The organism is Novosphingobium sp. 18050 (assembly GCF_902706195.1).
Classification (GTDB): Bacteria; Pseudomonadota; Alphaproteobacteria; order Sphingomonadales; family Sphingomonadaceae; genus Novosphingobium.
Map to the genome: position 1 here is coordinate 93,682 of NZ_CACSJO010000002.1, position 22,810 is coordinate 116,491.

Below are 22,810 nucleotides of genomic sequence, written 5' to 3' on the forward strand. Positions count from 1 at the left end.
ATGAAGGGCGCCGCGCGCATGTACTTCATCAACAAAGCCGCTTCATCGACCGAACTACTTCGCTTCGGCGATCAGCTTGAGCGCGGCCGGGCTGGTCCAGTCGTTGCCGCCGGTATAGCGCCACACTTCCTTGCCCTTGGCGTCGAACAGCACCGTGACCGGCAGGTTTCCGCCATACTGGAAGCCGAGGTCGCCCTGCTCATCGACCCAGGGCTGAATCTGTTCCAGTTCGCGGCGGCGCAGGATTTCGACCACCTTGTCGGTCTGGCCCATGTCCTGCGAGATCGGCAGGACGGTGACGCCCAGTTCCGGCTCGCGGGCGATCAGCTTGGCCAGCGTGGGCATTTCCGCGATGCACGGCGCGCACCACGTCGCCCACAGGTTGATCAGCAGCGGCTTGCCCTTGAACGAGGCGAGGTCGAGGCTTTCGCCGGTATTGTCGACCAGCGACACCGTCGGCATCGCCTCGCCCTTGTGCGAACGGTCAAGCTTGTCGGACTTTTCGGGAGCCTGGCCGGGGCCAGCCGCTTGCACACCTTCCGAAGCCTGCGGTTGCGCCTGCTTGTCGCTTTGCCTATCGCATCCAGCGATCATGAGGGCCGATGCCCCGGCAAGCGAACACAGGACGAGCGACTTGAGCGATTTGGATGAGGGCAAGGCTGGCTCCAATGCCCAGTCGGGCAACAAGATGTGGGGCGGACGGTTCGCGGAAGGACCGTCGGCGATCATGCGCGAGATAAACGCCTCGATTCCCTTCGACAAGGCATTGTGGCGTCAGGACATCGCGGCAAGCAAGGCGCACGTCGCTATGCTGGGCGCCTGCGGGGTGGTTTCGGGCGAGGACGCGGTGACCATCCGCGACGGCCTGGACGCGGTCGCCGCCGAATACGAAGCCAATGGCGTGCCCGAGGACTGGGACCTCGAAGACATCCACATGACCACCGAATCGCGCCTTGCGCAGTTGATCGGCCCGGTCGCAGGACGCCTGCACACCGCCCGTTCGCGCAACGACCAGGTGGCGACCGATTTCCGCCTCTGGGTGCGCGATGCGATGGACCAGGCGCAGTCGGGGCTGGAAGCGCTGCAGGTCGCGCTGGTGACCCGCGCGGGGGAACATGCCGGGTCGATCATGCCCGGCTTCACCCACCTCCAGACCGCGCAGCCGGTCACGCTGGGTCACCACCTGATGGCCTATTACGAAATGATCGGCCGCGACCGTTCGCGCTTTTCCGATGCGCGCAAGCGGATGAACCGCAGCCCGCTGGGCGCGGCGGCGCTGGCCGGCACCGGCTTCCCGATCGACCGGACGATGACCGCGCAGGCGCTGGGTTTCGACGGGCCGACCGACAACAGCCTCGATTCGGTATCCGACCGCGATTTCGCCCTCGATTACCTGATGGCGGCCACCCAGTGCGCGCTGCACCTTTCGCGCCTTGCCGAAGAGTTCATCATCTGGGCTAGCCAACCCTTCGGCTTTGTCACGCTGCCCGATGCGCTGTCTACCGGCAGTTCGATAATGCCGCAGAAGAAGAACCCCGACGCGGCCGAACTGGTGCGCGGACATTCGGGACGCATCTCGGGCTGCCTGATGGCGCTGATGATGACGATGAAGGGCCTGCCGCTCGCCTATTCCAAGGACATGCAGGACGACAAGCCGCCGGTCTTCGAAGCCGCCGGCCTGCTCGCCCTGTCGATCGCGGCGATGACCGGCATGGTCGCGGAGACCAAGTTCCGCACCGAACGGATGCTCGCCGCCGCCGAACTGGGCTTTGCCACCGCCACCGACCTGGCCGACTGGCTGGTGCGTCAGGCCGACATACCCTTCCGCGAGGCGCACCACATCACCGGCGCCGCGGTCAAGCTGGCAGAGAGCCGGGGCACCGCGCTGGACAAGTTGCCGCTGGAAGACCTCAAGGCCATCGACAGCCGCATCGACGAACGCGTATTCAAGGCGCTCTCGGTCGAGGCTTCGGTCGCTGCGCGCAAATCGCACGGGGGCACCGCGCCCGAGCAGGTGCGCCTGCGCGTGGCGGATGCCCGCGCCGTGCTGGGACTTGGCCTCGGTCTGGAGTAGGTTTTGATGCGTAAGGTCGCAGTTATCCTGATGCTGGTAGGGCTCGCCGCCTGCGGGCAGCGTTCGGCGCTGGCGCTCAAACCGGGTCAGCAGTTGCCGCCCGCGCCTTATGGCCGTGCGGACAGGCCGGCTGCGGCCGAACTGCTGAAACCGCCCACGCTGGCCATTCCCGAACGCAGTGTCGAGCTGCGCACCCGTTCCGAGCAGCGCGAAGACGATCCCTTCGATCTTCCGCCCCCGGAATCGCCACAACCCGAAGCTGCCAAGCCCTAATCAGCCAAGCCTCAATAAGGCCAGAAAACTTCCATGGATCATTTTGCAAATACCGGCGGCGAACTTCACGCCGAACAGGTTCCGCTCGCCGCCATCGCGCGTGAGGTCGGTACGCCGGTTTACGTCTATTCGCGCGCCACTCTGTCGCGCCACGCCAAGGTTTTCCGTGAGGCGCTTTCGGCGCTGCCCAAGGTGCACATCGCCTTTGCCGTGAAGTCCAACCCCAACCTTGCGGTGCTGCGCCTGCTGGCCAAGGAAGGCTACGGTGCCGATGTCGTCTCCGAAGGCGAGATGAACCGCGCGCTGGCCGCCGGGATGAAGCCGGAGGACGTGGTATTTTCGGGCGTCGGCAAGACCCGTGCCGAACTGATCGCGGCTGTGCGCGCCGGTATCGGCCAGTTCAACCTCGAAAGCGAGGAGGAGGGCGCCGAACTCTCGGAGATCGCCGTGGACCTTGGCGCCAGGGCGACCTGTACCCTGCGCGTGAACCCGGACGTCGATGCGCGCACCCACGCCAAGATCTCGACCGGCAAGGCTGAGAACAAGTTCGGCGTCGCCTACGACCGGGCCGCGGACATTTATGGACGGCTCGCTGCGCTGCCGGGCCTCGATATGCGCGGCCTTGCCGTTCACATCGGCAGCCAGATCAGCGATCTGGAGCCTTCGCGCCAGGCCTTCATCAAGATGGGTGCGCTGATGGAAACCCTTCGTGAAAAGGGGCAGTCCGTTACGCACATGGACCTCGGCGGCGGCCTTGGCGTGCCGTATAAGGCGGACGATGTGCTCCCCTCGCCTGCCGACTATGGCCGCATGGTCAGCGAAGTGGCGCAGAACTGGGGCGTGACCCTGATGTTCGAGCCGGGCCGTGTCATCACCGGCAACTCGGGCGTGCTCGTTACCCAAGTGGTCCGCGTCAAGCGGGGCGGGGGTAAGCCCTGGGTCGTGGTGGACGCTGCCATGAACGATCTCGCCCGTCCGGCGATGTACGATGCCTGGCACGATTTTGCCGCCGTGAAGCCCACGGGCGAAATGGAAGTGGCTAACATCGTCGGTCCGATCTGCGAAAGCTCTGACACTTTCGCGATGGGCCGCGAGATCGACGCAGTGAAGGCGGGTGACCTCGCAATCTTCCGTACTGCCGGCGCTTACGGCGCAACGATGGCCAATACCTACAACAGCCGCCCGCTGGTGCCCGAGGTCATGGTCGACGGTGACAAGTGGGCGATCGTCGCCAACCGCATCGAACCCGCCGCGATCCTCGCTGCAGAGCAGGTGCCGGACTGGTTGGACTGAATAGCGGGGGAAGCGCCCACCCCGGCCCCTCCAGCAAATGGGAGGGGAGCGAGATCCGGCTCTGTCCGCAGGGCGGGGCCTAGTCGCAGCGGGGTGGGCTTGGTAGCGTGACCGGATGATCGAAACGCTCCCCCTCTTCCACCGTATTTCGGGCCGCCCGGTCGTCGTGCTGGGCGAGGGTGAGCCTGCCGAGGCCAAGCGCCGCCTGGTCGAGCGGGCCGGGGCCATCATCGTGACCGACCTGCGGGACGGCATCGCGAGCGGCGCCCGCCTAGCCTTCATCGCCCTTGAAAACGATGCGGCCGCCGAAGCCGCCGTGGCCGAGGCCCGTGCCGCCGGAATGCTGGTCAACGCGACCGACCGCCCGGCATTATGCGATTTCACCGTACCCTCGATCCTCGACCGTTCGCCGGTGCTGTTGGCGATTGGCACCGGAGGCGCTTCGGCCGGTCTCGCCAAGCAATTGCGGCTGCGGCTTGAGGCGTTGCTGCCGCAGTCGCTCGGCGCGCTGGCCTCCGGCCTTGGCGCGGCGCGCGTGGCTTTGCGGCAACGTTTTCCCGAGGCAGGGGAGCGTCGCCGTGCGCTCGATGCGGCGCTGGCGGCGGGCGGTGTGCTCGATCCGCTGACGGAGGGCAGCGCGGCCCACATCGCGGCATGGCTGGACGGCGCGACTGCGGGTGAGGCGGGTGTCGCCGAGATTGCCCTGCGCAGCGATGACCCCGAGGACCTGACCCTGCGCGAGGCGCGCTTGCTGGGCACCGCAGATGTCATCGTGCACGAGCCGCGAGTCGCGCCGGCCGTGCTCGACAGGGCCCGGGCCGATGCCGTGCGGCTGGGAAGCGATGTTTTGCCACTGAGTGAGCGGAGAGCCGGATTGACGGTCGTTTTGCGCTCGCCGCGCTGAGCCGTTAACCTTCGAACGGTGCAGCGATGCGGCCGTGTCGCCGCATCGACCTAGGCGTGCACTGGCCGCTTCCGCCGCAGCGCAAGGCGATTTTTCTTTAAAACCTGCCGCCGACGAGCGCGTCGATGGCGCCTTGGAGGATTACCGCAGCCGCTGCCGAATCGATGCGGGTGGCACGCTTGGCGCGGCTCATGTCCTGTTCGATCAGGCCGCGTTCTGCGGAGGACGTCGACCAGCGCTCGTCCCAAAGCAGGATGGGCAGACCCAGCACGGAAAGGTTGCGGGCATAGGCCCGGCTCGACTGCGAGCGGGGGCCTTCCGAACCGTCCATGTTGAGCGGCAGGCCGATGACGACGCCCTTGACCGAACGTTCGCGGATCAGCGCTTCCATCAACGCCTTGTCGGCCCCAAACTTGCCGCGTTTGATGGTCTTGCCGGGCGATGCGAAGCGCCAGCCGGGATCGCAGAAGGCGGTGCCGATGGTCTGGGTGCCAAGGTCGAGCGCGAGCAGGGCGCCGGCCTGGGGCAGCTCGGCCCGGAAATCCAGCGCGCTGGTGGTGACCGCGGCGGTCACTTTTGCGCCTGTGTCTTCTGCCATGCTGCGACGCGCCTTTCGAAATCGGCCCTCAGATTGGCCCAGAACAGGGTCACGTCATAGAGGTGGTAGTTGTTTCCGGGAAGCACGTAAGGCCCAAGGTCGAGCTTGGGCGGTGGGCCGATGTGGAGGAAATGGTCTGGGCCGCAGGCTGCCGGGACTACCTGAGGGGCAAGTGTGCCGCCGTTTGTCGCGAAATCGGGCACAAGCGTGCCCAAATTCGCTCCCGCATCCGAACTAGCGCCCGGCGTGCCGGTGAGGGGATTGGTGCAAAGGAACGCGCTGCCAGCGACGGACTGGCCGTCCAGCCCGGTGCGGCGACCGTAAGCCTGTACCAGCATTTCGGTATCGGCGGGATCGGCGACCGAGAGCCAGCTTACCACGCAGCCTGCCTGATCGGCCCGCTCGCAGGCGGACACGCCCATTTTCGGCAGGTCGTGGTCTATCGAGACCGGCCAACCGATCACCCATGCACCGACCAGGCGCTTTGCAAGCGGCGTGCCGGCGATGCGGTCACGCAGCAGACGGCGCAGCAGGAATGCGCCCTGACTGTGCCCGGCGAGCGCGATGGGCTGGCCTTCGGGCAGGTGCCGGGTGAATATCTCGAACGCGGCAAGGACGTCGCCATATGCGAGGTCCAGCGCCTGCGCGGCCTCGGGCCTGGCGGTGAGGAACGCGCCGATCGCCGCCTGGCGATAGCGCGGGGCCCAGAGCGCCTCGGCCTCGTTGAAGGGGCTGGCCATGCCTTTCACGAACAGCGCCGTGCGCTCGCGGCTGGTGGCATCGTCGAGCGAACCGTTCCAGGCATCGCGCGCGACGTAGCTGGTGGGGTGGATGAAGAACACTGCGACCGGCAGCTTCCTTTCCGGCGCGGCGACGCCGGGCGGAAGCCACGACGAAGGATCGTCCCTGAGGCCGGGGCGGGCCACCCACATCGCCGGGTTTTCCCACGATTCGGGCGGCAGGGCCTGCTGGTTGGCGAAGGAGACGCCGGGCACGAAGGCCATCTCGGTCAGGTCTTCGGACCACAGTCGCAGTGCGAGCAGCAGCGCTAGCAGCAGGACGGTGACGCCCGCTATCACATACAGGAATTTGCGCGCCATGGCGTCAGGAATGCTCCAGGTTTGCCAGTGTCTCGGCCGGCTCACCGCCGTTGCGGGCAGCCTCGCGCTCAAGCCAGATCTTGATCATCGCCACCAGCGGATCGGCAAGGGCAAGACCCAGCAGGCCGAACAGTACGCCCATGATGAGCTGCGCGGCCAGCACCAGCGCGGGCGGCAGGTCCACCGTCTTGCGGGCGATGTAGGGTACGATCAGGTAGCCGTCGATCAGGTGGATCAGAACGTAGACGAAAATCGTGTAGGTCCCCATCTCGGCACTGACCGAGAAGCCGACCATGACCATGATCGCGCCCGAGATCGGTGCGCCGATGTTGGGCAGGAACGCCAGCAGGGCGGTGATGAGGCCCAGCAATGCGGCCATCGGCACGCCGTAAAACTGCAGCATGCACCAAGTGAAGGCGCCCTCAACGGTCATGCCGATGACGCGGCCCAGCAGCAGGCGACGCAGGGCGCGGCCCATGACCTGCGCGGTCGCCTCGAAGTGGACGCGCCGGTCTACCGGCAGCATCCAGCCCACGCCCCGGCGATAAAGGCGCGGTTCCATCGCCATGTAGATACCCAGCACGAGGATCAGGAACAGCGTGGTGAGGGCGCCGAACAGGCCGCCCAGCACGGCGGTGACCTGGCTGATGCCGCCCATGGCCTCCTGCGCGATCGAGCGCACGTCGCGCACCCGCACTTCCATGCCGTGCTTTTGCAGCCACGCGAGGGCGCGGTGGAACTGGCTTTCGATGGTGTCGGGAAGTTCTGCCGCCTGCTGCGTGATCTGGCTGCCGGCGAAGCGGCCGAGCCAGAACAGGAACAGCAGCGATGCCACCAGCACCATCGCGACGCGCCAGCCCCGGCCGATCGGCAGAACCCGGCCGATCATCCGTGCGCCGCCATCGATCAGCGCGGCGAAAACCACACCGCCGAAGATCACCAGCAGCGATTGCGAGAGGAACACGCCCAGAGCGAACAGCGCGACCATGCCGATCCACACGAAAGCCTTGCGGGCCTCGTGCCGGATCAGCGGATCGGCGATGTCGGTCGGCCCGGCGCGGCGGGGCGAAAGGTCTTCGGCTTCGGTTTCGGCCGCCGTCACTTGGCCGCGTCGATGCGGGGGCGAAGGCTGGTGAAGGCGCGGCCATCGCGCATGGCGCTCCACCACGTCAACGGGTTCCAGCTCTGGGTGCCGTCGAGCGAGAAGGTGATGAATTCGGCCCGGCCGCCGATGTTCGACAGCGGCACCGCACCGCCCAGGCCGCCGTCAGGCTCGCCCCGGCTGTTCACGTAGAACGGCGCGCGGCTGTCGGCCGAACGGTCACGGTCGTCGCCCATCAGGAAGACATGGTCTTCGGGCACAGTGATCTCCGCATAGTTATCGAGGTCCTGGTCGATATAATCGATCACCTGATAACTCGCGCCATTGGGCAGGGTTTCACGGTAGGTCGGCAGTTCGTAGACCTCGCGCCCGCTGGGCAGACGGGTGCGGTACTGGCCGAAACCGTCGTAGCAGTGGCCGGGCTCCTGGCCTTCGCAGGTGAGCTGGTCGTCAGCGGCGATCTGCACCGGGGGTTCGATTTCGCGCGGGATGAACTTGCCGTTGAGGCGGATGCGCCCGTCGATCACGGCGATCCGGTCTCCCGGCAGAGCGACCACGCGCTTGATGAGGTCCGCCTTGCGGTTGCCGGGCACGACGATGACGACATCGCCGTACTGCGGCGTCTGGCCCAGAATCCGCCATGACGCGCGCGGCAGCAGGTGGAAGCTCAGCGACGACCAGTTCCAGCCATAGGGATATTTCGATACGACCAGCCGGTCACCCACCAGCAGTCCCGGCATCATCGAGATCGACGGGATGTAGAACGGCTTGGCGATGAACGAATGGAACGCCAGAACCCCCAGCAGCATGAAGGCCAGGCCGCGCAGTTCCTGCACCCAGTTGGTAGTAGACACTTTCGGCTTCTTTTCTTCGGCCGGCGGGATCAGGGGTTCGCTGCCGGGAAGGGCGGTCTGGTTGGTCATGGTGGCGGGAGAACTCGGCTTCAGGCGCTGATCGGGGTAACCGGACGGGCTTCGATGATGACGAAGGCCTGTGCCCATGGGTGATCGTCGGTGAGCGTCAGGTGAACCACGGCTTCGTGACCCTCGGGAATTAGCGAATCGAGCCGTGTTTTCGCGCCGCCGGTGAGCGCCAGGGTAGGCGCACCGGACTTTGCGTTGACGACGCCGATGTCCTTCATGAACACGCCGGCCTTGAAGCCGGTTCCCACCGCCTTGGAGAAGGCCTCCTTGGCGGCGAAACGCTTGGCCAGCGTGCCGGCGATGGTGTGCGGGCGGCGGGCTGCCTTGGCACGCTCGACCTCGGTGAAGACGCGATTGAGGAACCGGTCGCCGAAGCGGTCGAGCGAATTCTGGATTCGCTCGATGTTGCACAGGTCCGAGCCGAGCCCGATGATCATGCCGCGCCGCCCGTGCCCGGAGCTTCCATCACCGTCTTTTCCATCACCGCACCTCGTCCATCAACGCGCGCATCTTCTTCACGCTGGCGTCGAGCCCGCAGAAGATCGCCTCGCCGATGAGGTAGTGTCCGATGTTGAGTTCCGCCAGTTGCGGAATCGCCGCGATGGGCTGGACATTGTCGTATGTCAGGCCGTGGCCGGCATGCGGTTCGATGCCGTTCTTGGCGGCGAGGGCGGCCATGTCGACGATTCGGCGCAGCTCATGCTGGACCTGCTCGCCTTCGGCATGGGCATATTCGCCGGTGTGGAACTCCACCACGGGCGCGCCCAGTTTCATCGCCGCTTCGATCTGGCGCGGCTCGGGGGCGATGAACAGGCTGACGCGGATGCCCGCGTCGGTCAGCCGCGCAACGATCGGCGCGAGGCGGTTGTGCTGGCCGGCAGCGTCGAGACCGCCCTCGGTCGTCCGTTCCTCGCGCCGTTCGGGCACGATGCAGGCGGCGTGCGGCGCGTGACGCAGCGCGATCTCCAGCATCTCGTCGGTGGCGGCCATTTCCAGGTTGATCGGCAGGCCGGTCGCCTCAAACACCCGGAAAAGGTCCTCGTCGCGGATGTGGCGGCGATCCTCGCGCAAGTGTACGGTGATGCCGTCCCCGCCCGCCTGCGCCACGATCTGCGCGGCGCGCGCGGGGTCGGGATGCATCCCGCCACGCGCGTTGCGGATCGTCGCGACGTGGTCGATGTTGACGCCGAGGCGCAGGCGCGAGGGGTTGTGCACGTTCATCCGTTCATCCTGAGCTTGGGGAGCCGCTCATCCTGAGCTTGTCTGAGGAAGGGTCAGGCCTGCGCCCGGCTGCCGGGCTTGATCGCGGGGCGCGCGGCCAGTTCGCGCGGCAGTTCGTCCGGCGCATAGGTCGGGAAGTTGAGCGCCACGAGCGGGAAGAACGGCACGCCCAGATCCACCGAACCGGCCGAACGGTCGACGAGCGAGGCAGCGGCGATGACCACGCCGCCGGCTTCCTCGATGGCCTTGATGGCTTCCCGGCTGGAAAGGCCCGTGGTCACCACATCCTCGACCATCAGCACCTTGTCGCCCGGCTCCAGCGAGAATCCGCGGCGCAGCTCGAACGTGCCGGTGGGGCGCTCTACGAACATCGCGTCGACCTGCAGCGCGCGGCCCATTTCCTGGCCGATGATGACGCCGCCCATTGCCGGGGAGACGACCTTTGCGATCTGCTTGCGGATGTCGTGCGGGAGCTTGGCGGCAATTGCCACGGCAAGCCTGGCAGCGCGATCGGGATTCATCAGTACTCGTGCGCATTGCAGATAGTGTGCGCTATGACGGCCGGAGGACAGCAGGAAGTGACCTTCCAGCAAAGCCTTGCTGGCACGGAACTCGGCGAGGACCTCTTCTTCGAGCATTACGAACGTTACCTCTGGTGCGATGTTCATTGATCTGGCGCAGTTACACTGAGCCTTGCGTCAAAATTTCCCCTAGAGGCGCTTGAGAGACGCGGCAAGCGCGCGTATAGCCCGGCCCAAAGGGGGCGAACGCCTCCATAACAGGGGTGCGCGCAGGACGGGGCAAGCCGGATCGCGCGTTCGAAGGAAGTGGAAGCGCAAAAAACCATGACATTCGGCAAAATTTCTCATGGCCTGGGGCAGACGATCGGAGCCTTCGGGTTATCCGCCGCAGCTGCCCTGACCGCCGTTGTTCCCGCTTTTGCGCAGGAAGCGCCCGCTTCCACACCGGTCGCTGCGGCTACGGCTGCCGCCGGCAGCTACACCCCGATGAAGCCTGTCGAAGGCATCGGCATGCCGATCGACGGTGCCTACGGCCTGCAGACCCAGTTCTCCAAGACCGGCGAATATGGTGAGTGGATCCACAACATCATCCTGATGCCGATCATCACTGCCATCTGCGTGCTGGTGCTGATTCTGCTGGTGATCATCGCCGTGCGCTTCAACCGCCGCGCCAACCCGGTTGCCTCGAAGACCAGCCACAATACGATTCTCGAAGTCGTGTGGACGCTGGTTCCGGTGCTGATCCTCATCGGCATCGCGGTCCCCTCGATCGACCTGATCGCCAAGCAGTACAAGCCCGCCCCCGAAGGCGCGCTGACCATCAAGGTTACCGGCAACCAGTGGTTCTGGACCTACGGCTACCCGGACAACGGTGACTTCGAGGTGATCTCGAACATGCTGAACGTCCCCGGCGCGCCGACCATCAACAACGGCGTGCGCGAAGTCGGCTCCAAGCCCTGGGATGGCCCCTCGCACCTCGAAGTCGACAACCGCATGGTCGTGCCGGTGGGTGAGCCCATCCGCCTGCAGATCACCGCGGCCGACGTGATCCACTCGTTCGCCGTGCCCTCGCTGTGGTTCAAGCTGGACGCCGTACCGGGCCGCATCAACGAGAAGGTGCTCGTGGTCGAAAAGCCGGGCGTCTATTACGGCCAGTGCTCGGAACTGTGCGGCGCGAAGCATGGCTACATGCCTATCGCGGTCGAGGCCCTGCCGCGCGATAAGTACAACGCCTGGGTCCTGACCCACGCCGGTGCCCAGATCGACACCGGCAAGAAGAAGCCGGCAGCCGCTGCTGCGGTGCCCGCCCCGGCAGCGGATGCGTCCGAAGCGGCTCCCGCCGCCGACGCTACCGCCGAAGCCGAATAATAGAAAATTCAGGACAGGGTCCAGACCATGGCAACCACCGCTGACCACTTCCAGGCTCATTCGGAAGAACACGGGCATCACGATCATGAACACAAGCCGGCGTTCTTCGCCCGCTGGTTCATGTCCACCAACCACAAGGACATCGGTACGATGTACCTGATCTTCGCGATCATCGCGGGGATCGTGGGCGGCGCCTTCTCAGGCATGATGCGCGTCGAGTTGGCCCATCCGGGCATCCAGTATCTCGATACCTTCGCCCGCTGGTTCGGTGCGGTGAACCCTGACTTCAACACCACGCTGCATACCTGGAACGTCCTGATCACCGCCCACGGCCTGATCATGGTGTTCTTCATGGTCATGCCGGCGATGATCGGGGGCTTCGGCAACTGGTTCGTGCCGCTCATGATCGGAGCGCCGGACATGGCGTTCCCGCGCATGAACAATATCTCGTTCTGGATGACCGTGGCGGGCTTCTTCTCGCTGCTGTGCTCGGCCTTCGTGCCGGGCGGCACGGGCAACGGCGCGGGCACGGGCTGGACCGTCTATGCCCCGCTGTCGACCAGCGGTTCGCCTGGACCCGCAGTCGATTTCGGCATCTTCGCCCTGCACCTTGCAGGCGCCGGCTCGATCATGGGCGCAATCAACTTCATCACGACTATCCTCAACATGCGCGCGCCGGGCATGACCCTGCACAAGATGCCGCTGTTCGTGTGGTCGATGCTCGTCACCGCATTCCTGCTGCTACTCTCGCTTCCGGTTCTGGCCGCCGCAGTCACCATGCTGCTGACCGATCGCAATTTCGGCACCACCTTCTTCGACGCCTCGGGCGGCGGTGACCCGATCCTGTACCAGCACCTGTTCTGGTTCTTCGGCCACCCTGAAGTCTACATCATGATCCTGCCCGGCTTCGGCATGATCTCGCAGATCGTCTCGACCTTCTCGAAGAAGCCGGTCTTCGGCTACCTCGGCATGGCCTACGCCATGGTCGCCATTGGCGTCGTCGGCTTCATCGTGTGGGCCCACCACATGTATGCAACCGGCCTGTCGGTGAACACCAAGATGTACTTCACCGCCGCCACCATGGTCATCGCTGTGCCGACCGGCATCAAGATTTTCTCGTGGGTCGCAACGATGTGGGGCGGATCGGTCGAGTTCAAATCGCCGATGGTATGGGCGCTCGGCTTCATCTTCCTGTTCACTGTGGGCGGCGTTACCGGCGTCGTGCTGGCGAACGGCGGCGTCGACGACGTGATGCACGACACCTACTATGTCGTCGCACACTTCCACTACGTGCTGTCGCTGGGTGCGGTGACCGCGCTCTTCGCAGGGTTCTACTACTGGTTCCCGAAGATGAGCGGCAAGATGCACTCGGAATTCCTGGCGCATGTCCACTTCGTGATCTTCTTCATCGGCGTGAACATGATCTTCTTCCCGATGCACTTCCTGGGCCTCCAGGGCATGCCGCGCCGCTACCCGGACTACGCCGAGGCCTACGAATACTGGAACCACATCGCCACGATTGGGTACATGGTGATGGCGACCAGCCTCGTGGTGTGGTTCATCAACATCATCTACGCTTACGCCGCCGGCAAGAAGGCGGAAGACAACTACTGGGGTGAAGGCGCGACCACGCTTGAGTGGACGCTCTCCAGCCCGCCGCCGTTCCACCAGTTCGAGACGCTTCCCGTGATCGGCGAAACGGCTCACCACTGATCCCGCCCGGCTCCCCGTGGGCCGAGCTGCGAAACAATGATCCAGGGCCTCGACGCGAGTTGCCCTGGATTGTTTGCATTCAGGCCCCTCGCTTTTAGAGCGCCGGCAGGTGTATGATCGAATGACAATGACGAGTCCCACCCCAGCGGCCGCAGCCGCCAGCCCGCCGCTCCCGGCCGATTGGCGAGACCTCATCGCACTGACCAAGCCGCGCGTGATGAGCCTGGTCATCTTCACCGGCCTGTGCGGCCTGCTCGCCGCGCCGGTGGGGATCCATCCGGTCCTCGGGTTCACCGCCATCCTGTGCATCGCCATGGGCGCAGGAGGCGCCGCCGCGCTTAACCAGTGGTGGGAAGTCGACATCGACGCAGGCATGAAGCGGACCTCGCAGCGTCCGCTGCCCCAAGGCCGCCTTGATCGCACTACCGCGCGCGATTTCGCGGGCGTGCTCTGCGCCGCCTCGGTGTTCCTGATGGGCGTCGCGATCAGTTGGCTGGCCGCCGCGATCCTGGCGATCTCGATTGTCTACTACGCAGTCGTCTATACGATCTGGCTGAAGCCGCGCACCCCGCAGAACATCGTCATAGGCGGCGGCGCCGGGGCCTTCCCGCCGTTGATCGGCTGGGTTGCGGCCACCGGCCACATCACGGCCATGCCTGTCGTGCTGTTCGCCATCATCTTCATCTGGACCCCACCGCATTTCTGGGCGCTCGCGCTTTTCGTTAAGACCGAATACGCAAAGGTCGGCATCCCGATGATGCCGGTGGTCGCGGGCGAACGTTCGACCCGCCGGCAGATTCTCGCCTATGCCGTCCTGCTGCTGCCGCTCAGTGCGCTGCCCTGGTGGCTCCCGGGCAACGAACATGCCGGTGCGATATACGGTGTTTCGGCGCTGGTCCTCTCTTCGGTGTTCCTCGCGTTTGCAATGCGGGTTGGCCTTCGCGAACGCTCCGGCCCTGACGACACGATGAAGCCCGAAAAGCAGCTCTTTGCCTATTCGGTGCTATACCTTTTCGCATTGTTCGCGGCGCTCGTCGTCGACCGCTTCATCGCCCTCTGATCGGAACGCATGATGACCGAGACTCCCGACCGCAAGACGATCGATCAGATTCGCCGCAGCCGCAACCGCGTGCTGGCGCTGAGCCTGGCCGCCTTCGTGATCCTCATCTTCTTCGTCTCGATAGCAAAGATGAGCTGAAATGGTGGCAAGCGATTCCCCGACGCCGCGCCGGCGCAACCGCAAGACCGCGCTAACGGCGCTGTCGGCCGCGCTCGTCATGCTGGGGCTGGGCTATGCCTCGGTACCGCTCTATCGCATGTTCTGCCAGGCGACCGGCTACGGCGGTACTACCCAGCGTGTAGACGAGGCGCAGGCCGCCACCGTCAAGGACAGCGGGCGCACCATCTCGATCCGCTTCGATGCCAATGTCGAACGGAATATGCCGTGGCAGTTCAAGCCGCTGCAGCGCACCGACACCGTCTCGATCGGCGCGCGCGATATGGCGCTTTTCTGGGCTAAGAACACCTCCGGCAAGACGGTGACTGGCACCGCCAGCTTCAATGTCGAGCCCGAACAGGCGGCGCGCTACTTCAACAAGATCCAGTGCTTCTGCTTCACCGAACAGACGCTGAAGCCCGGTGAGGAAGTGCGCATGCCGGTACTCTATTACATCGATCCGGCAATCCTCGACGATCCAGACAACAAGGACGTCCAGCAGATCACCCTTAGCTACACTTTCCATGTCACTTCGACCCAGGACAACTCTGGGGGCGATGCAAAGACACTGGACCGAACCCAAGCGGGCGGTTAAGGCCGGCACGGGAACCGTTTGCGTCATAATTCGCTCAAAGCGCTACGCAAACGGCTGACAGATTGGATGAACGGGGACGAAGGCACCATGGCAGGGACGAAGAACCACGATTACCATATCCTTCCGCCGGACATCGCGCCGCTAGCCACCACCGTGGGCGCTTTCACGTTCACCACCGGCATGGTTCTGTTCATGCACGACATGGCCGGCGGCAAGTTTGTGCCGTGGCTGGGCATGGCGATTCTGCTCGCCTCAATGTTCATGTGGTTCTCAAAGATCGTCCACGAAGCCCATGCAGGCGATCACACGCCGGTGGTGCAGCTGCATCAGCGTTACGGCATGATCCTGTTCATCGCTTCGGAAGTGATGTTCTTCGTCGGCTGGTTCTGGGCTTTCTTCGACTTCTCGCTGTTCCCTTCGGAACTGGCGGAGACGGTCGGCGGACAATGGCCGCCCAAGGCGATCGAGGCGGTCATGGACCCCTTCGCGCTGCCGCTGCTCAACACCCTTATCCTGTTGTGCTCGGGCACTACCGTCACCTGGGCGCACCATTCGCTGATCCACGGTGACCGCGATGGCCTGAAGAAGGGCCTCTGGGCCACCATCCTGCTGGGCGTGTGCTTCTCGTTCATCCAGGCTTACGAGTACGTTCATGCGCCGTTCGGCTTCGGTGGCAATACTTATGGTTCGGCCTTCTACATGGCCACCGGCTTCCACGGCTTCCATGTGATCGTCGGTACGATCATGCTGATCGTCTGCCTTAAGCGCACCTACAACGGTGATTTCACGCCGCGCCAGCATTTCGGATTCGAAGCCGCCGCATGGTACTGGCACTTCGTCGACGTAGTGTGGCTGTTCCTCTTCGTGGCCGTCTACATCTGGGGCGGCTGGGGTTACCCGACGCACTGATGCATCGATCTCGAACGTAACGAAAAGGGCAGCCGAAGAACGCTTCGGCTGCCCTTTTCGCGTCTCCAGAGCAGGAACTTCGAATGCGCCGCATTCCGATTATCGCTACTATCGTCGTTCTTGTTGCCGTGGGGCTCATGGTGGCGCTCGGCTTTTGGCAACTGCGCCGCCTGCACCAGAAGGAAGCGCTGCTGACGCACTACACCGCAGCGAAGGGTAATCCCTCGCAGGTCGAATGGACCAGCGCCGGGGTGAGTGAAGACCTGCTCTACCGCCGCGCCCGCCTCGAATGCGTGGGCACAGGTGCGCGTAGCAGCATCGCCGGGCGCAATATGGCAGGCCAGTCGGGCGTGTCGCAGACGGTTCGCTGCACGATTGCGGGCGGCGGACAGGCGCTGGTCGTGCTGGGCTGGTCGCTGCGGCCGCTGGTTACACCAAGCTGGAAGGGCGGGACGGTAACCGGCATCATCGCACCGGGCCCGCGTCTCGTCGCCGATCCGCCGCTCGAAGGGCTTGAGGCCAACGCGGTGCCCGATCCGGCTGAACTGCCGAACAACCATCTGTCCTATGCGTATCAGTGGTTCCTTTTTGCGGGGACGGCTTTGGTGATCTACTTTCTGGCTTTGAAGAAGCGGAAGTAGGAAGACCTGGGACCATTGCCCCAGACCCCGGGAATGTCGAGGTCACGCGTGCCGCCTCGTTTGCGCGCCCACGGTGAGCCGGGAGACATTTACAGCCTCCGGCGGCAAGAAGCGCGTGACACCCCTGCACACACAACGACGATACTAAAGGGGTCTGGGGCAATGGCCCCAAGTCTACTTCTTCACTTTCACTACGCCTTGATTGCATTCTTCCCCGGCCATCGCTAACCGCGCTTTCCCATGGACTACATCAGCACCCGCGGCAGCGCACCGGCGCTCGACTTCGAAGGCGCGACGCTCGCCGGCCTCGCATCGGACGGCGGCCTTTACGTGCCGCGCGAATGGCCTCGCTTCTCGGCGGACGAGATCGCGGCCATGGCGGGCCTGCCTTATGCCGAGTTGGCCGCAAAGGTCATGGCGCCTTTCGTCGCCGGCAGCCTCAGCGAGGAGCGCCTGCTGGAGCTGACCACGCAGGCTTACGGTCGCTTTGCGCACAAGGCCGTCACCCCGCTCCGGCAGCTGGACGAGCAGCAGTGGGTGCTGGAGCTGTTCCACGGCCCGACGCTGGCGTTCAAGGACGTGGCGCTGCAGCTGCTTGGCCTGCTGTTCGAGGAATTCCTTGGCCGTTCAGAGCGCAACCTGACGATCGTCGGTGCGACTTCGGGCGACACCGGTTCTGCGGCGATCGATGCCGTGGCGGGCCGCGCTAAGGTCGACATCTTCATGCTGCATCCCAAGGGCCGCGTGTCCGACGTGCAGCGCCGCCAGATGACCACGGTGCTGGCGCCCAACGTTCACAACATCGCACTTGAGAATGCGAACTTCGACGATGCGCAGGCGATCGTGAAGCGCGTGTTCAACGACAAGGCCATGACCGACCGCTTCGCCATCGGCGCGGTGAACTCGATCAACTGGGCGCGTCTGATGGCGCAGGTGGTTTACTACTTTGCCGCCGGCCTTCAGCTGGGTGCGCCGCATCGCAAGGTCGCGTTCTCGGTGCCGACCGGCAACTTCGGCGACGTTTTCGCCGGCTATGTCGCCGCGCAGATGGGCTTGCCGATCGAGAAGCTGATCGTTGCGACCAACGTCAATGACATTCTCCACCGCGCACTCTCGGACGGCGATTACTCGCAGGGGACGGTCACGCCCACGGCTGCGCCTTCGATGGACATCCAGGTTTCGTCCAACTTCGAGCGCCTGCTGTTCGATCTCGGCGGCCGTGACGGTCTCGCCCTGGCAGAGCAGATGGCGGGTTTCGAATCGACCAGGTCGATGCAGCTCACCAACGCGCAGCGCGAGGGAGCATCGGCGCTGTTCCAGTCCGCCCGCGCCGATGCCGACGAAATGGCATCGACCATCGCCTGGGCCTGGGAAAGCTGCGGTGAACTGATTGATCCGCACACTGCCTGCGGCCTGTTCGCCGCACGCACGGCAGGGATCGACGCCAGCATCCCGGTCGTTACTCTGGCGACCGCGCATCCGGCCAAGTTCCCCGAGGCGGTCGAGCGCGCCACCGGCCATCGTCCGAGCCTGCCCGCCCGCGTCGGCGACCTGTTCGAGCGCGAAGAAAAGTGCAGCACCCTTCCCGGGACGTTCGAGGCGGTGGCGGAGTTCGTTGCCGAACTTGCCAGCCCGAAGGTCTGATGGCGGAGCTTATTTCCCAGCCGCAGATCCTCCTGGGCGAGGGTTGGGCGGACTATGGCCTCGTCGATTCGGGCCACGGCCGCAAACTTGAGCGCTACGGCCCTTATCGCTTCGTGCGGCCCGAGCCGCAGGCGATGTGGACCCCGCGTCTTGCCGAGACGGAGTGGGACGCGCACGGCGAGTTCGTGCCCGGTTCCGACGAGGACGGCGGCGGTCGCTGGCAGTTCGACAAGGCCGTGCCGCGCGATGGCTGGCCGCTGGCGTGGAACGAGGTTTCCTTCACCGCGCAGTGCACGCCGTTCCGCCACCTCGGCTTCTTCCCGGACATGGCTCCGGTGTGGGACTGGATGCGGTCCATGCTGGCCGGCAAGGACGATGCCAGTACGCTGAACCTGTTCGGCTACACCGGCGTTGGCAGCCTTGCGCTTTCGGCGCACGGCCCGGTGACGCATGTGGACGCCTCGAAGAAGTCGGTGGCGCAGGCGCGTGAGAACGCCATGCTGGCGGGGCTGGACGATCGCCCGGTGCGCTGGCTGATCGACGATGCCGCCAAGTTCACCGCGCGCGAGGTTCGCCGCGAGAAGCGCTACGACGGCATTATCCTCGATCCCCCGAAGTTCGGGCGCGGCCCCACCGGCGAGACGTGGCGTCTGGAGGAAAACCTCCCGGACCTGCTGGCCGACTGCCGCCGCCTGCTCGACGGTGACAGCCGCTTCCTGTTCCTCACCGTCTATGCGGTGCGCATGTCGTCGCTGGCGCTGGCCGGGCTGATGGCCGAGCTTTTCGCAGACCTGCCCGGCACCATCGAACATGGCGACCTTGCCGTGCGCGAGGACGAGAGCGGCAGACTGCTTCCCACCGCGATCTTCGCGCGCTGGTCGAACCCCGAGTAACCGCGCCATGGCCGATTCGCTGATCCTTGAAATTGCCGACTTCGAGCAGGATGTCCTCACCGGCATCTATTCGGAGGAAACCGGCAAGCCGCAGCCGCTGCGCTTCACCATTTCGGTGCGGCTCAAGCCTGCGGACCACTACGCCCCCGACACGCCGCTGACGGCCAGCAAGAATTACATGGACCTCAAGTTCGCGGCTTCGGAAGGGCTGCCGGCCGGGGTTCATTTCAAGCTGATCGAGGCCGTGGCCGATCACGTCTGCGAAACCCTGTTCGTGCAGGACGAGCGGATCGAGTCCATCACCGTGAAGATCGTCAAGCTGGCGCTTAGCGAAAACGGCGAGCTGATCGGCATGACCCTGACGCGGGATCGCAAGTGAGGCACTGGCGGTGAGCGAACTGCTGCATCTCGGGCCGCTTGCCGAGGATGCGCTGGAGGCTGCCGCCGATTTCCACGCGCGGCTGCTGCCCTCTATCGAGATGACGCTGCTGGGCGGGGCCGATCCGCTGACGCTGGTGTTCCTGCCCGCCGGCAGCGATCACCGGGCCTGGCGCCTTGCCGCAGTCCAGGGATTGGCGCGGCGCTTCGCTCCCTCGCGTCTCAACGCGGTGGAAAGCGACGAGGCCGAGGCCATTGCCGCCACACAGCGCTGGCTTGCCGGTGCAGGCGGCGTCACCGGACAGATACTTTCCCTTGATGGCAACGGCGCGGGCGGAGTGCTATATCCGGCGCAATGAGCACGCTGGCGCCTCTCGTCGATCAATTCCAGCGCAGGATCACTTACCTGCGCCTGTCGGTTACCGACCGCTGCGATTTGCGCTGTGCCTATTGCATGCCCGAGCGCATGACCTTCCTGCCCCGGAAGGACGTGCTGACCCTTGACGAGATGCACGACCTTGCACTCGGCTTCATCGCGCGCGGGATCACGAAGATCCGGCTGACCGGCGGCGAACCGCTGGTGCGGCGCGACATGATCGATCTGGTCCGGGCTATCGGCCGCAGGATCGGCGCGGATGGCGGGCAGGGCTATCTTGAGGAACTGACCCTCACCACCAACGGTACCCGCCTCTCCGAATTCGCCGACGATCTCTACGGCGCAGGTGTACGGCGGATCAACGTCTCGCTCGATACGCTGGACCGGGACTCCTTCGCCCGCCTTACCCGGCGCGATTCGCTGCCGCAGGTGCTCGAAGGTCTGGCGGCGGCCAAGGCAGCGGGCATCAAAGTGAAGCTTAACACCGTCGCGCTGAAGGGCGTGAACGAATACGAGATCGGCGATATCGTTGCCTGGGCGCATGGCCAGGGTTTCGAGGCGACACTGATCGAGGTCATGCCGCTCGGCGAAGTCGAGGAAGACCGCTTCGACCACTATCTGCCGCTCGTGGCGGTGCAGGATGATCTCGCCCGGCGCTGGACGCTCACCCCCAGCGGCCACCGTACCGGCGGCCCGGCGCGCTATTGGGACGTGGCGGAAACCGGCGGGCGCCTCGGCCTGATCACGCCGCTCACCAACAACTTCTGCGACGGCTGCAACCGCATCCGGGTGACCGCTACCGGGCGGCTCTACGTCTGCCTCGGCGGTGACGAGCAGGTCGACTTGCGGGCGGCGCTGCGTTCGGCTGAGCCCGGGCCTGCCCTTACCGACGCGCTGGACCTTGCCATGAAGATCAAGCCCGCGCGCCACAGCTTCGCCATCGATGCGCCGGGCAGCGCTCCGGCATTGGCGCGCCACATGTCGATGACCGGGGGCTGACATGAAGGCAAAGCTGGTGTTTCTGGGCCGGCTCGAGGAGCAGGCAGGGCGCAGTTTCGAGGATATTGCCGCCAGCGCGCCGCTGGATTGGTCGGCGCTGTTGGAGCGTCTCGGCACTGAACTCGCCGAAGCTGTAGGCGCCGAGAAGGTCAAGGTCGCGCTGAACGGCGCGCTGGTGGCCGACAAGCACGGCATCATCCTGAATGACGGCGACGAGATCGCCTTCCTCCCCCCGGTTTCGGGCGGCTGAGATGTCCGATGTTCGCCTGCTGACTTCCGCCTTCGATCCGGCGGAGGAACTGTGCGCATTCACCGCCGCGCTGCCTATGGCGGGCGGGGTCGTCAGCTTCCTCGGCCAGGTGCGGGAAGGCGGCGGTGTCGAGGCGCTGGAACTCAGGCACTACGATCCGCTGACCCTGCCGGCGATGCGGGACCTTGCCGGGCGGGTGCGCCTGCGCTGGGAACTGGACGGGCTGCTGGTGATCCACCGCAGCGGCGTGCTGGTTCCGGGCGAGCCGATCGTCCTCGTCGCTGCTGCTGCGAGGCACCGCCGCGATGCCTTTGCCGCTGCCGATTTCGCTATGGACCACCTCAAGAGCGAATCGTGGTTCTGGAAGCGCGAACAAGTGGGCGGCGAATGGCGCTGGATCGAGCCGCGCGCGCAGGATATCGAGGATATCGGCCGCTGGGGCTGAATTAGGCCCACTCCCCTTGGAAATTGCGCCTCGGTTGACCCGAATCAACGAATTGCGCGGCACACGGGCGCAAAAGCTGATCACCCAAGGAGATCAGCACCATGTCTCAGCGTCTTACCCAGCAGGAACTTCTAGGCCTTGCCGTCGTCACCGCCCATCCGGTGCGCACCAGGGTCGATCGAGGCTTCGGGCTGCCGACCGGGCTCTACGTGGCCACGGTCGCGCTATATCTCGCATTCATCGGCGTGATGGCCACGGTGTTCATGAATCCGGAGCTGGCCATTCCGGTCGTCATCTTCGTCGGCTTTGTGCTGATGGCCTTTGGGCTGGCTGGTCTGTGGACGAAGATGAAGCCCCACAACGATACCGTCCCGCCGAGCTGGAGCGAATTCGCCGCGCGCGGTATCGATACTCTGAGCGGAAGGCTGACGGCCAACGGAGCGGCCGTTCAGGTGCTCATGCTGCCCGTGCTGATCCTGGGCTGGGGTCTGGCGGTCGCGGTCATCGTTGCCTTTACCTGACCTGCGGCGTCTGGGCCGGGGGGCTTTCAGGCGGTGCATTCAAAACGTTCGGAGAGTCCCACCCTCGCAAGGGGGTGGGACTTTTCGTATCCGCTCAGCCCTTCAGGCGGGCCGAAAGGTCGGCGATGACCTTGTCCTGCGCATCGAGCAAGGCAGCCGTTTCGGAGCGGGCCGAGCCGATCGCCAGAGTGCTGGGCGATTCGTCGAGCGGGGCGGCATCGCGCGCATCCGCATAGAGCGTATCGAGATCGGCCAGCGCGCCCATGCCGCTGGAACGACTCGATTCGAGTTTGGCGAGCGCAACGCTTGCCGCGCTCCACGAATCGGTGCCGATGCCGCCGGACGCTGCGACCGCGCGTGTCGCCGCAGGGCGGTTCGACTGAAATTGCCGGTCCGCCGCCTGCGCAACCTTCACCAGGCCTGCGAGCCTCGTGACGAGGTCGGCGCTGGCCGGCGGCAGGGCCGGGACAGGCGCGGCGTCTTCAGTCGCGGCCGGCGAGCCGGAGCCGCTGACCCGCTCGACATCGCGCTGGGCGAGCGAGGGATAGGTAGCGGAGGTGGAACAGGCTGCCATGCCGAAAGGAAGCAGGATGGCGAGGAAGCGGGCTTTCGCGCGGGTCATGATGCTGTCATAGCATGGCCGCGCCATAGCGGGAGTGTCTTTCGTGGAGACCTTGTTCGGCTGCGGGTCTGTCCCGTCAGTTGCTGCAATCAGGTTGACACGAATCGGTGCATCCCCTAACGGCAGCGCTCTTTCCGGCACCCTGCATCATGTGGGAGGGCCGGCACGTCGCCCGAAAGGCTGGAAGTTCCCTCGGGAACCAGAGCGCCGGGGCAAGTTCTGTTTCGGCTC

Annotated in this window: 28 protein-coding genes; 19 read left to right on the plus strand and 9 right to left on the minus strand. The window is 65.1% G+C overall.

The window, feature by feature from the left end; genetic code table 11:
• Window positions 1–54 precede the first annotated feature (54 nt).
• The gene (locus tag GVL61_RS02890; protein WP_159976825.1) at window positions 55–657 is read right to left on the minus strand and encodes a TlpA disulfide reductase family protein; all 603 of its coding nucleotides are present in this window, start codon (window positions 655–657) and stop codon (window positions 55–57) included.
• Between the two features lie 31 nt (window positions 658–688).
• Between GVL61_RS02890 and argH the strand changes: the two genes are divergently transcribed.
• The 4 genes from argH to GVL61_RS02910 all read left to right on the plus strand — a co-directional run bounded on the left by argH (window position 689) and on the right by GVL61_RS02910 (window position 4,544).
• The gene (gene argH, locus GVL61_RS02895) at window positions 689–2,074 is read left to right on the plus strand and encodes an argininosuccinate lyase (RefSeq protein WP_159977301.1); all 1,386 of its coding nucleotides are present in this window, start codon (window positions 689–691) and stop codon (window positions 2,072–2,074) included.
• 6 nt (window positions 2,075–2,080) lie between these two features.
• The gene (locus GVL61_RS02900; RefSeq protein ID WP_159976827.1) at window positions 2,081–2,347 is read left to right on the plus strand and encodes a hypothetical protein; all 267 of its coding nucleotides are present in this window, start codon (window positions 2,081–2,083) and stop codon (window positions 2,345–2,347) included.
• A 33-nt stretch (window positions 2,348–2,380) separates the two neighbouring features.
• On the plus strand, window positions 2,381–3,640 hold the full coding sequence (gene lysA, locus GVL61_RS02905) for a diaminopimelate decarboxylase (protein WP_159976829.1): 1,260 nt from the start codon (window positions 2,381–2,383) through the stop codon (window positions 3,638–3,640).
• A gap of 115 nt (window positions 3,641–3,755) precedes the next feature.
• Entirely contained in the window at window positions 3,756–4,544 is a 789-nt protein-coding gene (locus GVL61_RS02910) for a bifunctional precorrin-2 dehydrogenase/sirohydrochlorin ferrochelatase (RefSeq protein WP_159976831.1), read from the plus strand.
• A gap of 97 nt (window positions 4,545–4,641) precedes the next feature.
• Here the strand turns inward: GVL61_RS02910 and ruvX are convergent, their stop codons facing one another.
• From ruvX to pyrE, 7 genes are read right to left on the minus strand one after another with little or no spacing between them, the layout of a single operon-like run.
• Window positions 4,642–5,142 carry a Holliday junction resolvase RuvX gene (gene ruvX / locus GVL61_RS02915; RefSeq protein ID WP_043971659.1) on the minus strand — a complete coding sequence of 167 codons (501 nt, stop codon included), beginning with the start codon at window positions 5,140–5,142 and terminating at the stop codon, window positions 4,642–4,644.
• Window positions 5,115–6,242, minus strand: a complete 1,128-nt coding sequence (locus GVL61_RS02920) for a DUF3089 domain-containing protein (protein ID WP_159976833.1) — start codon at window positions 6,240–6,242, stop codon at window positions 5,115–5,117. Before GVL61_RS02920 ends, ruvX begins: the two co-directional genes overlap by 28 nt.
• A gap of 4 nt (window positions 6,243–6,246) precedes the next feature.
• Window positions 6,247–7,344: an AI-2E family transporter gene (locus GVL61_RS02925; protein ID WP_159976835.1), complete on the minus strand. Its 1,098-nt coding sequence runs from the start codon at window positions 7,342–7,344 to the stop codon at window positions 6,247–6,249.
• Entirely contained in the window at window positions 7,341–8,267 is a 927-nt protein-coding gene (gene lepB / locus GVL61_RS02930; RefSeq protein ID WP_159976837.1) for a signal peptidase I, read from the minus strand. The genes GVL61_RS02925 and lepB overlap by 4 nt, the downstream gene beginning before the upstream one ends.
• Window positions 8,268–8,287: 20 nt before the next feature.
• On the minus strand, window positions 8,288–8,704 hold the full coding sequence (gene acpS / locus GVL61_RS02935) for a holo-ACP synthase (protein ID WP_159976839.1): 417 nt from the start codon (window positions 8,702–8,704) through the stop codon (window positions 8,288–8,290).
• Window positions 8,705–8,747: 43 nt separating this feature from the next.
• Window positions 8,748–9,488: a pyridoxine 5'-phosphate synthase gene (locus GVL61_RS02940; RefSeq protein ID WP_159976841.1), complete on the minus strand. Its 741-nt coding sequence runs from the start codon at window positions 9,486–9,488 to the stop codon at window positions 8,748–8,750.
• Window positions 9,489–9,541: 53 nt separating this feature from the next.
• A complete protein-coding gene (gene pyrE / locus GVL61_RS02945; protein WP_159976843.1) occupies window positions 9,542–10,126 on the minus strand; it encodes an orotate phosphoribosyltransferase in 585 nt (194 codons plus the stop codon).
• Window positions 10,127–10,333: 207 nt separating this feature from the next.
• Between pyrE and coxB the strand changes: the two genes are divergently transcribed.
• The 15 genes from coxB to GVL61_RS03015 all read left to right on the plus strand — a co-directional run bounded on the left by coxB (window position 10,334) and on the right by GVL61_RS03015 (window position 21,957).
• On the plus strand, window positions 10,334–11,377 hold the full coding sequence (gene coxB, locus GVL61_RS02950; RefSeq protein WP_159976844.1) for a cytochrome c oxidase subunit II: 1,044 nt from the start codon (window positions 10,334–10,336) through the stop codon (window positions 11,375–11,377).
• 27 nt (window positions 11,378–11,404) lie between these two features.
• Window positions 11,405–13,090: a cytochrome c oxidase subunit I gene (ctaD, locus tag GVL61_RS02955; RefSeq protein ID WP_159976846.1), complete on the plus strand. Its 1,686-nt coding sequence runs from the start codon at window positions 11,405–11,407 to the stop codon at window positions 13,088–13,090.
• Window positions 13,091–13,211: 121 nt separating this feature from the next.
• Window positions 13,212–14,150, plus strand: a complete 939-nt coding sequence (locus GVL61_RS02960; RefSeq protein ID WP_159976848.1) for a heme o synthase — start codon at window positions 13,212–13,214, stop codon at window positions 14,148–14,150.
• Window positions 14,151–14,162: 12 nt separating this feature from the next.
• Window positions 14,163–14,288 carry a hypothetical protein gene (locus tag GVL61_RS25240; protein ID WP_255456488.1) on the plus strand — a complete coding sequence of 42 codons (126 nt, stop codon included), beginning with the start codon at window positions 14,163–14,165 and terminating at the stop codon, window positions 14,286–14,288.
• 1 nt (window position 14,289) lies between these two features.
• Window positions 14,290–14,901, plus strand: coding sequence for a cytochrome c oxidase assembly protein (locus GVL61_RS02965; RefSeq protein WP_159976850.1), 612 nt, complete (start codon window positions 14,290–14,292; stop codon window positions 14,899–14,901).
• Between the two features lie 87 nt (window positions 14,902–14,988).
• Window positions 14,989–15,810 carry a cytochrome c oxidase subunit 3 gene (locus GVL61_RS02970; RefSeq protein ID WP_159977303.1) on the plus strand — a complete coding sequence of 274 codons (822 nt, stop codon included), beginning with the start codon at window positions 14,989–14,991 and terminating at the stop codon, window positions 15,808–15,810.
• An 83-nt stretch (window positions 15,811–15,893) separates the two neighbouring features.
• Window positions 15,894–16,451, plus strand: a complete 558-nt coding sequence (locus GVL61_RS02975; RefSeq protein WP_159976852.1) for an SURF1 family protein — start codon at window positions 15,894–15,896, stop codon at window positions 16,449–16,451.
• Between the two features lie 240 nt (window positions 16,452–16,691).
• Window positions 16,692–18,095: a threonine synthase gene (gene thrC / locus GVL61_RS02980; RefSeq protein ID WP_159976854.1), complete on the plus strand. Its 1,404-nt coding sequence runs from the start codon at window positions 16,692–16,694 to the stop codon at window positions 18,093–18,095.
• A complete protein-coding gene (locus GVL61_RS02985) occupies window positions 18,095–18,988 on the plus strand; it encodes a class I SAM-dependent methyltransferase (RefSeq protein ID WP_159976856.1) in 894 nt (297 codons plus the stop codon). The genes thrC and GVL61_RS02985 overlap by 1 nt, the downstream gene beginning before the upstream one ends.
• A gap of 7 nt (window positions 18,989–18,995) precedes the next feature.
• On the plus strand, window positions 18,996–19,367 hold the full coding sequence (locus GVL61_RS02990; RefSeq protein ID WP_159976858.1) for a dihydroneopterin aldolase: 372 nt from the start codon (window positions 18,996–18,998) through the stop codon (window positions 19,365–19,367).
• 10 nt (window positions 19,368–19,377) lie between these two features.
• The gene (locus tag GVL61_RS02995; protein WP_159976860.1) at window positions 19,378–19,725 is read left to right on the plus strand and encodes a Rossmann fold domain-containing protein; all 348 of its coding nucleotides are present in this window, start codon (window positions 19,378–19,380) and stop codon (window positions 19,723–19,725) included.
• Window positions 19,722–20,741 (plus strand): GTP 3',8-cyclase MoaA, encoded by a 1,020-nt coding sequence (gene moaA / locus GVL61_RS03000; protein WP_159976862.1) that lies wholly within the window; start codon window positions 19,722–19,724, stop codon window positions 20,739–20,741. Before GVL61_RS02995 ends, moaA begins: the two co-directional genes overlap by 4 nt.
• 1 nt (window position 20,742) lies before the next feature.
• A complete protein-coding gene (locus tag GVL61_RS03005) occupies window positions 20,743–20,991 on the plus strand; it encodes a MoaD/ThiS family protein (RefSeq protein ID WP_159976864.1) in 249 nt (82 codons plus the stop codon).
• Between the two features lies 1 nt (window position 20,992).
• The gene (locus GVL61_RS03010) at window positions 20,993–21,436 is read left to right on the plus strand and encodes a molybdenum cofactor biosynthesis protein MoaE (RefSeq protein ID WP_159976866.1); all 444 of its coding nucleotides are present in this window, start codon (window positions 20,993–20,995) and stop codon (window positions 21,434–21,436) included.
• Between the two features lie 101 nt (window positions 21,437–21,537).
• Window positions 21,538–21,957, plus strand: coding sequence for a hypothetical protein (locus GVL61_RS03015; RefSeq protein ID WP_159976868.1), 420 nt, complete (start codon window positions 21,538–21,540; stop codon window positions 21,955–21,957).
• 94 nt (window positions 21,958–22,051) lie between these two features.
• Here the strand turns inward: GVL61_RS03015 and GVL61_RS03020 are convergent, their stop codons facing one another.
• Window positions 22,052–22,579 (minus strand): hypothetical protein, encoded by a 528-nt coding sequence (locus GVL61_RS03020; RefSeq protein WP_159976870.1) that lies wholly within the window; start codon window positions 22,577–22,579, stop codon window positions 22,052–22,054.
• Between the last annotated feature and the right edge of the window lie 231 nt (window positions 22,580–22,810).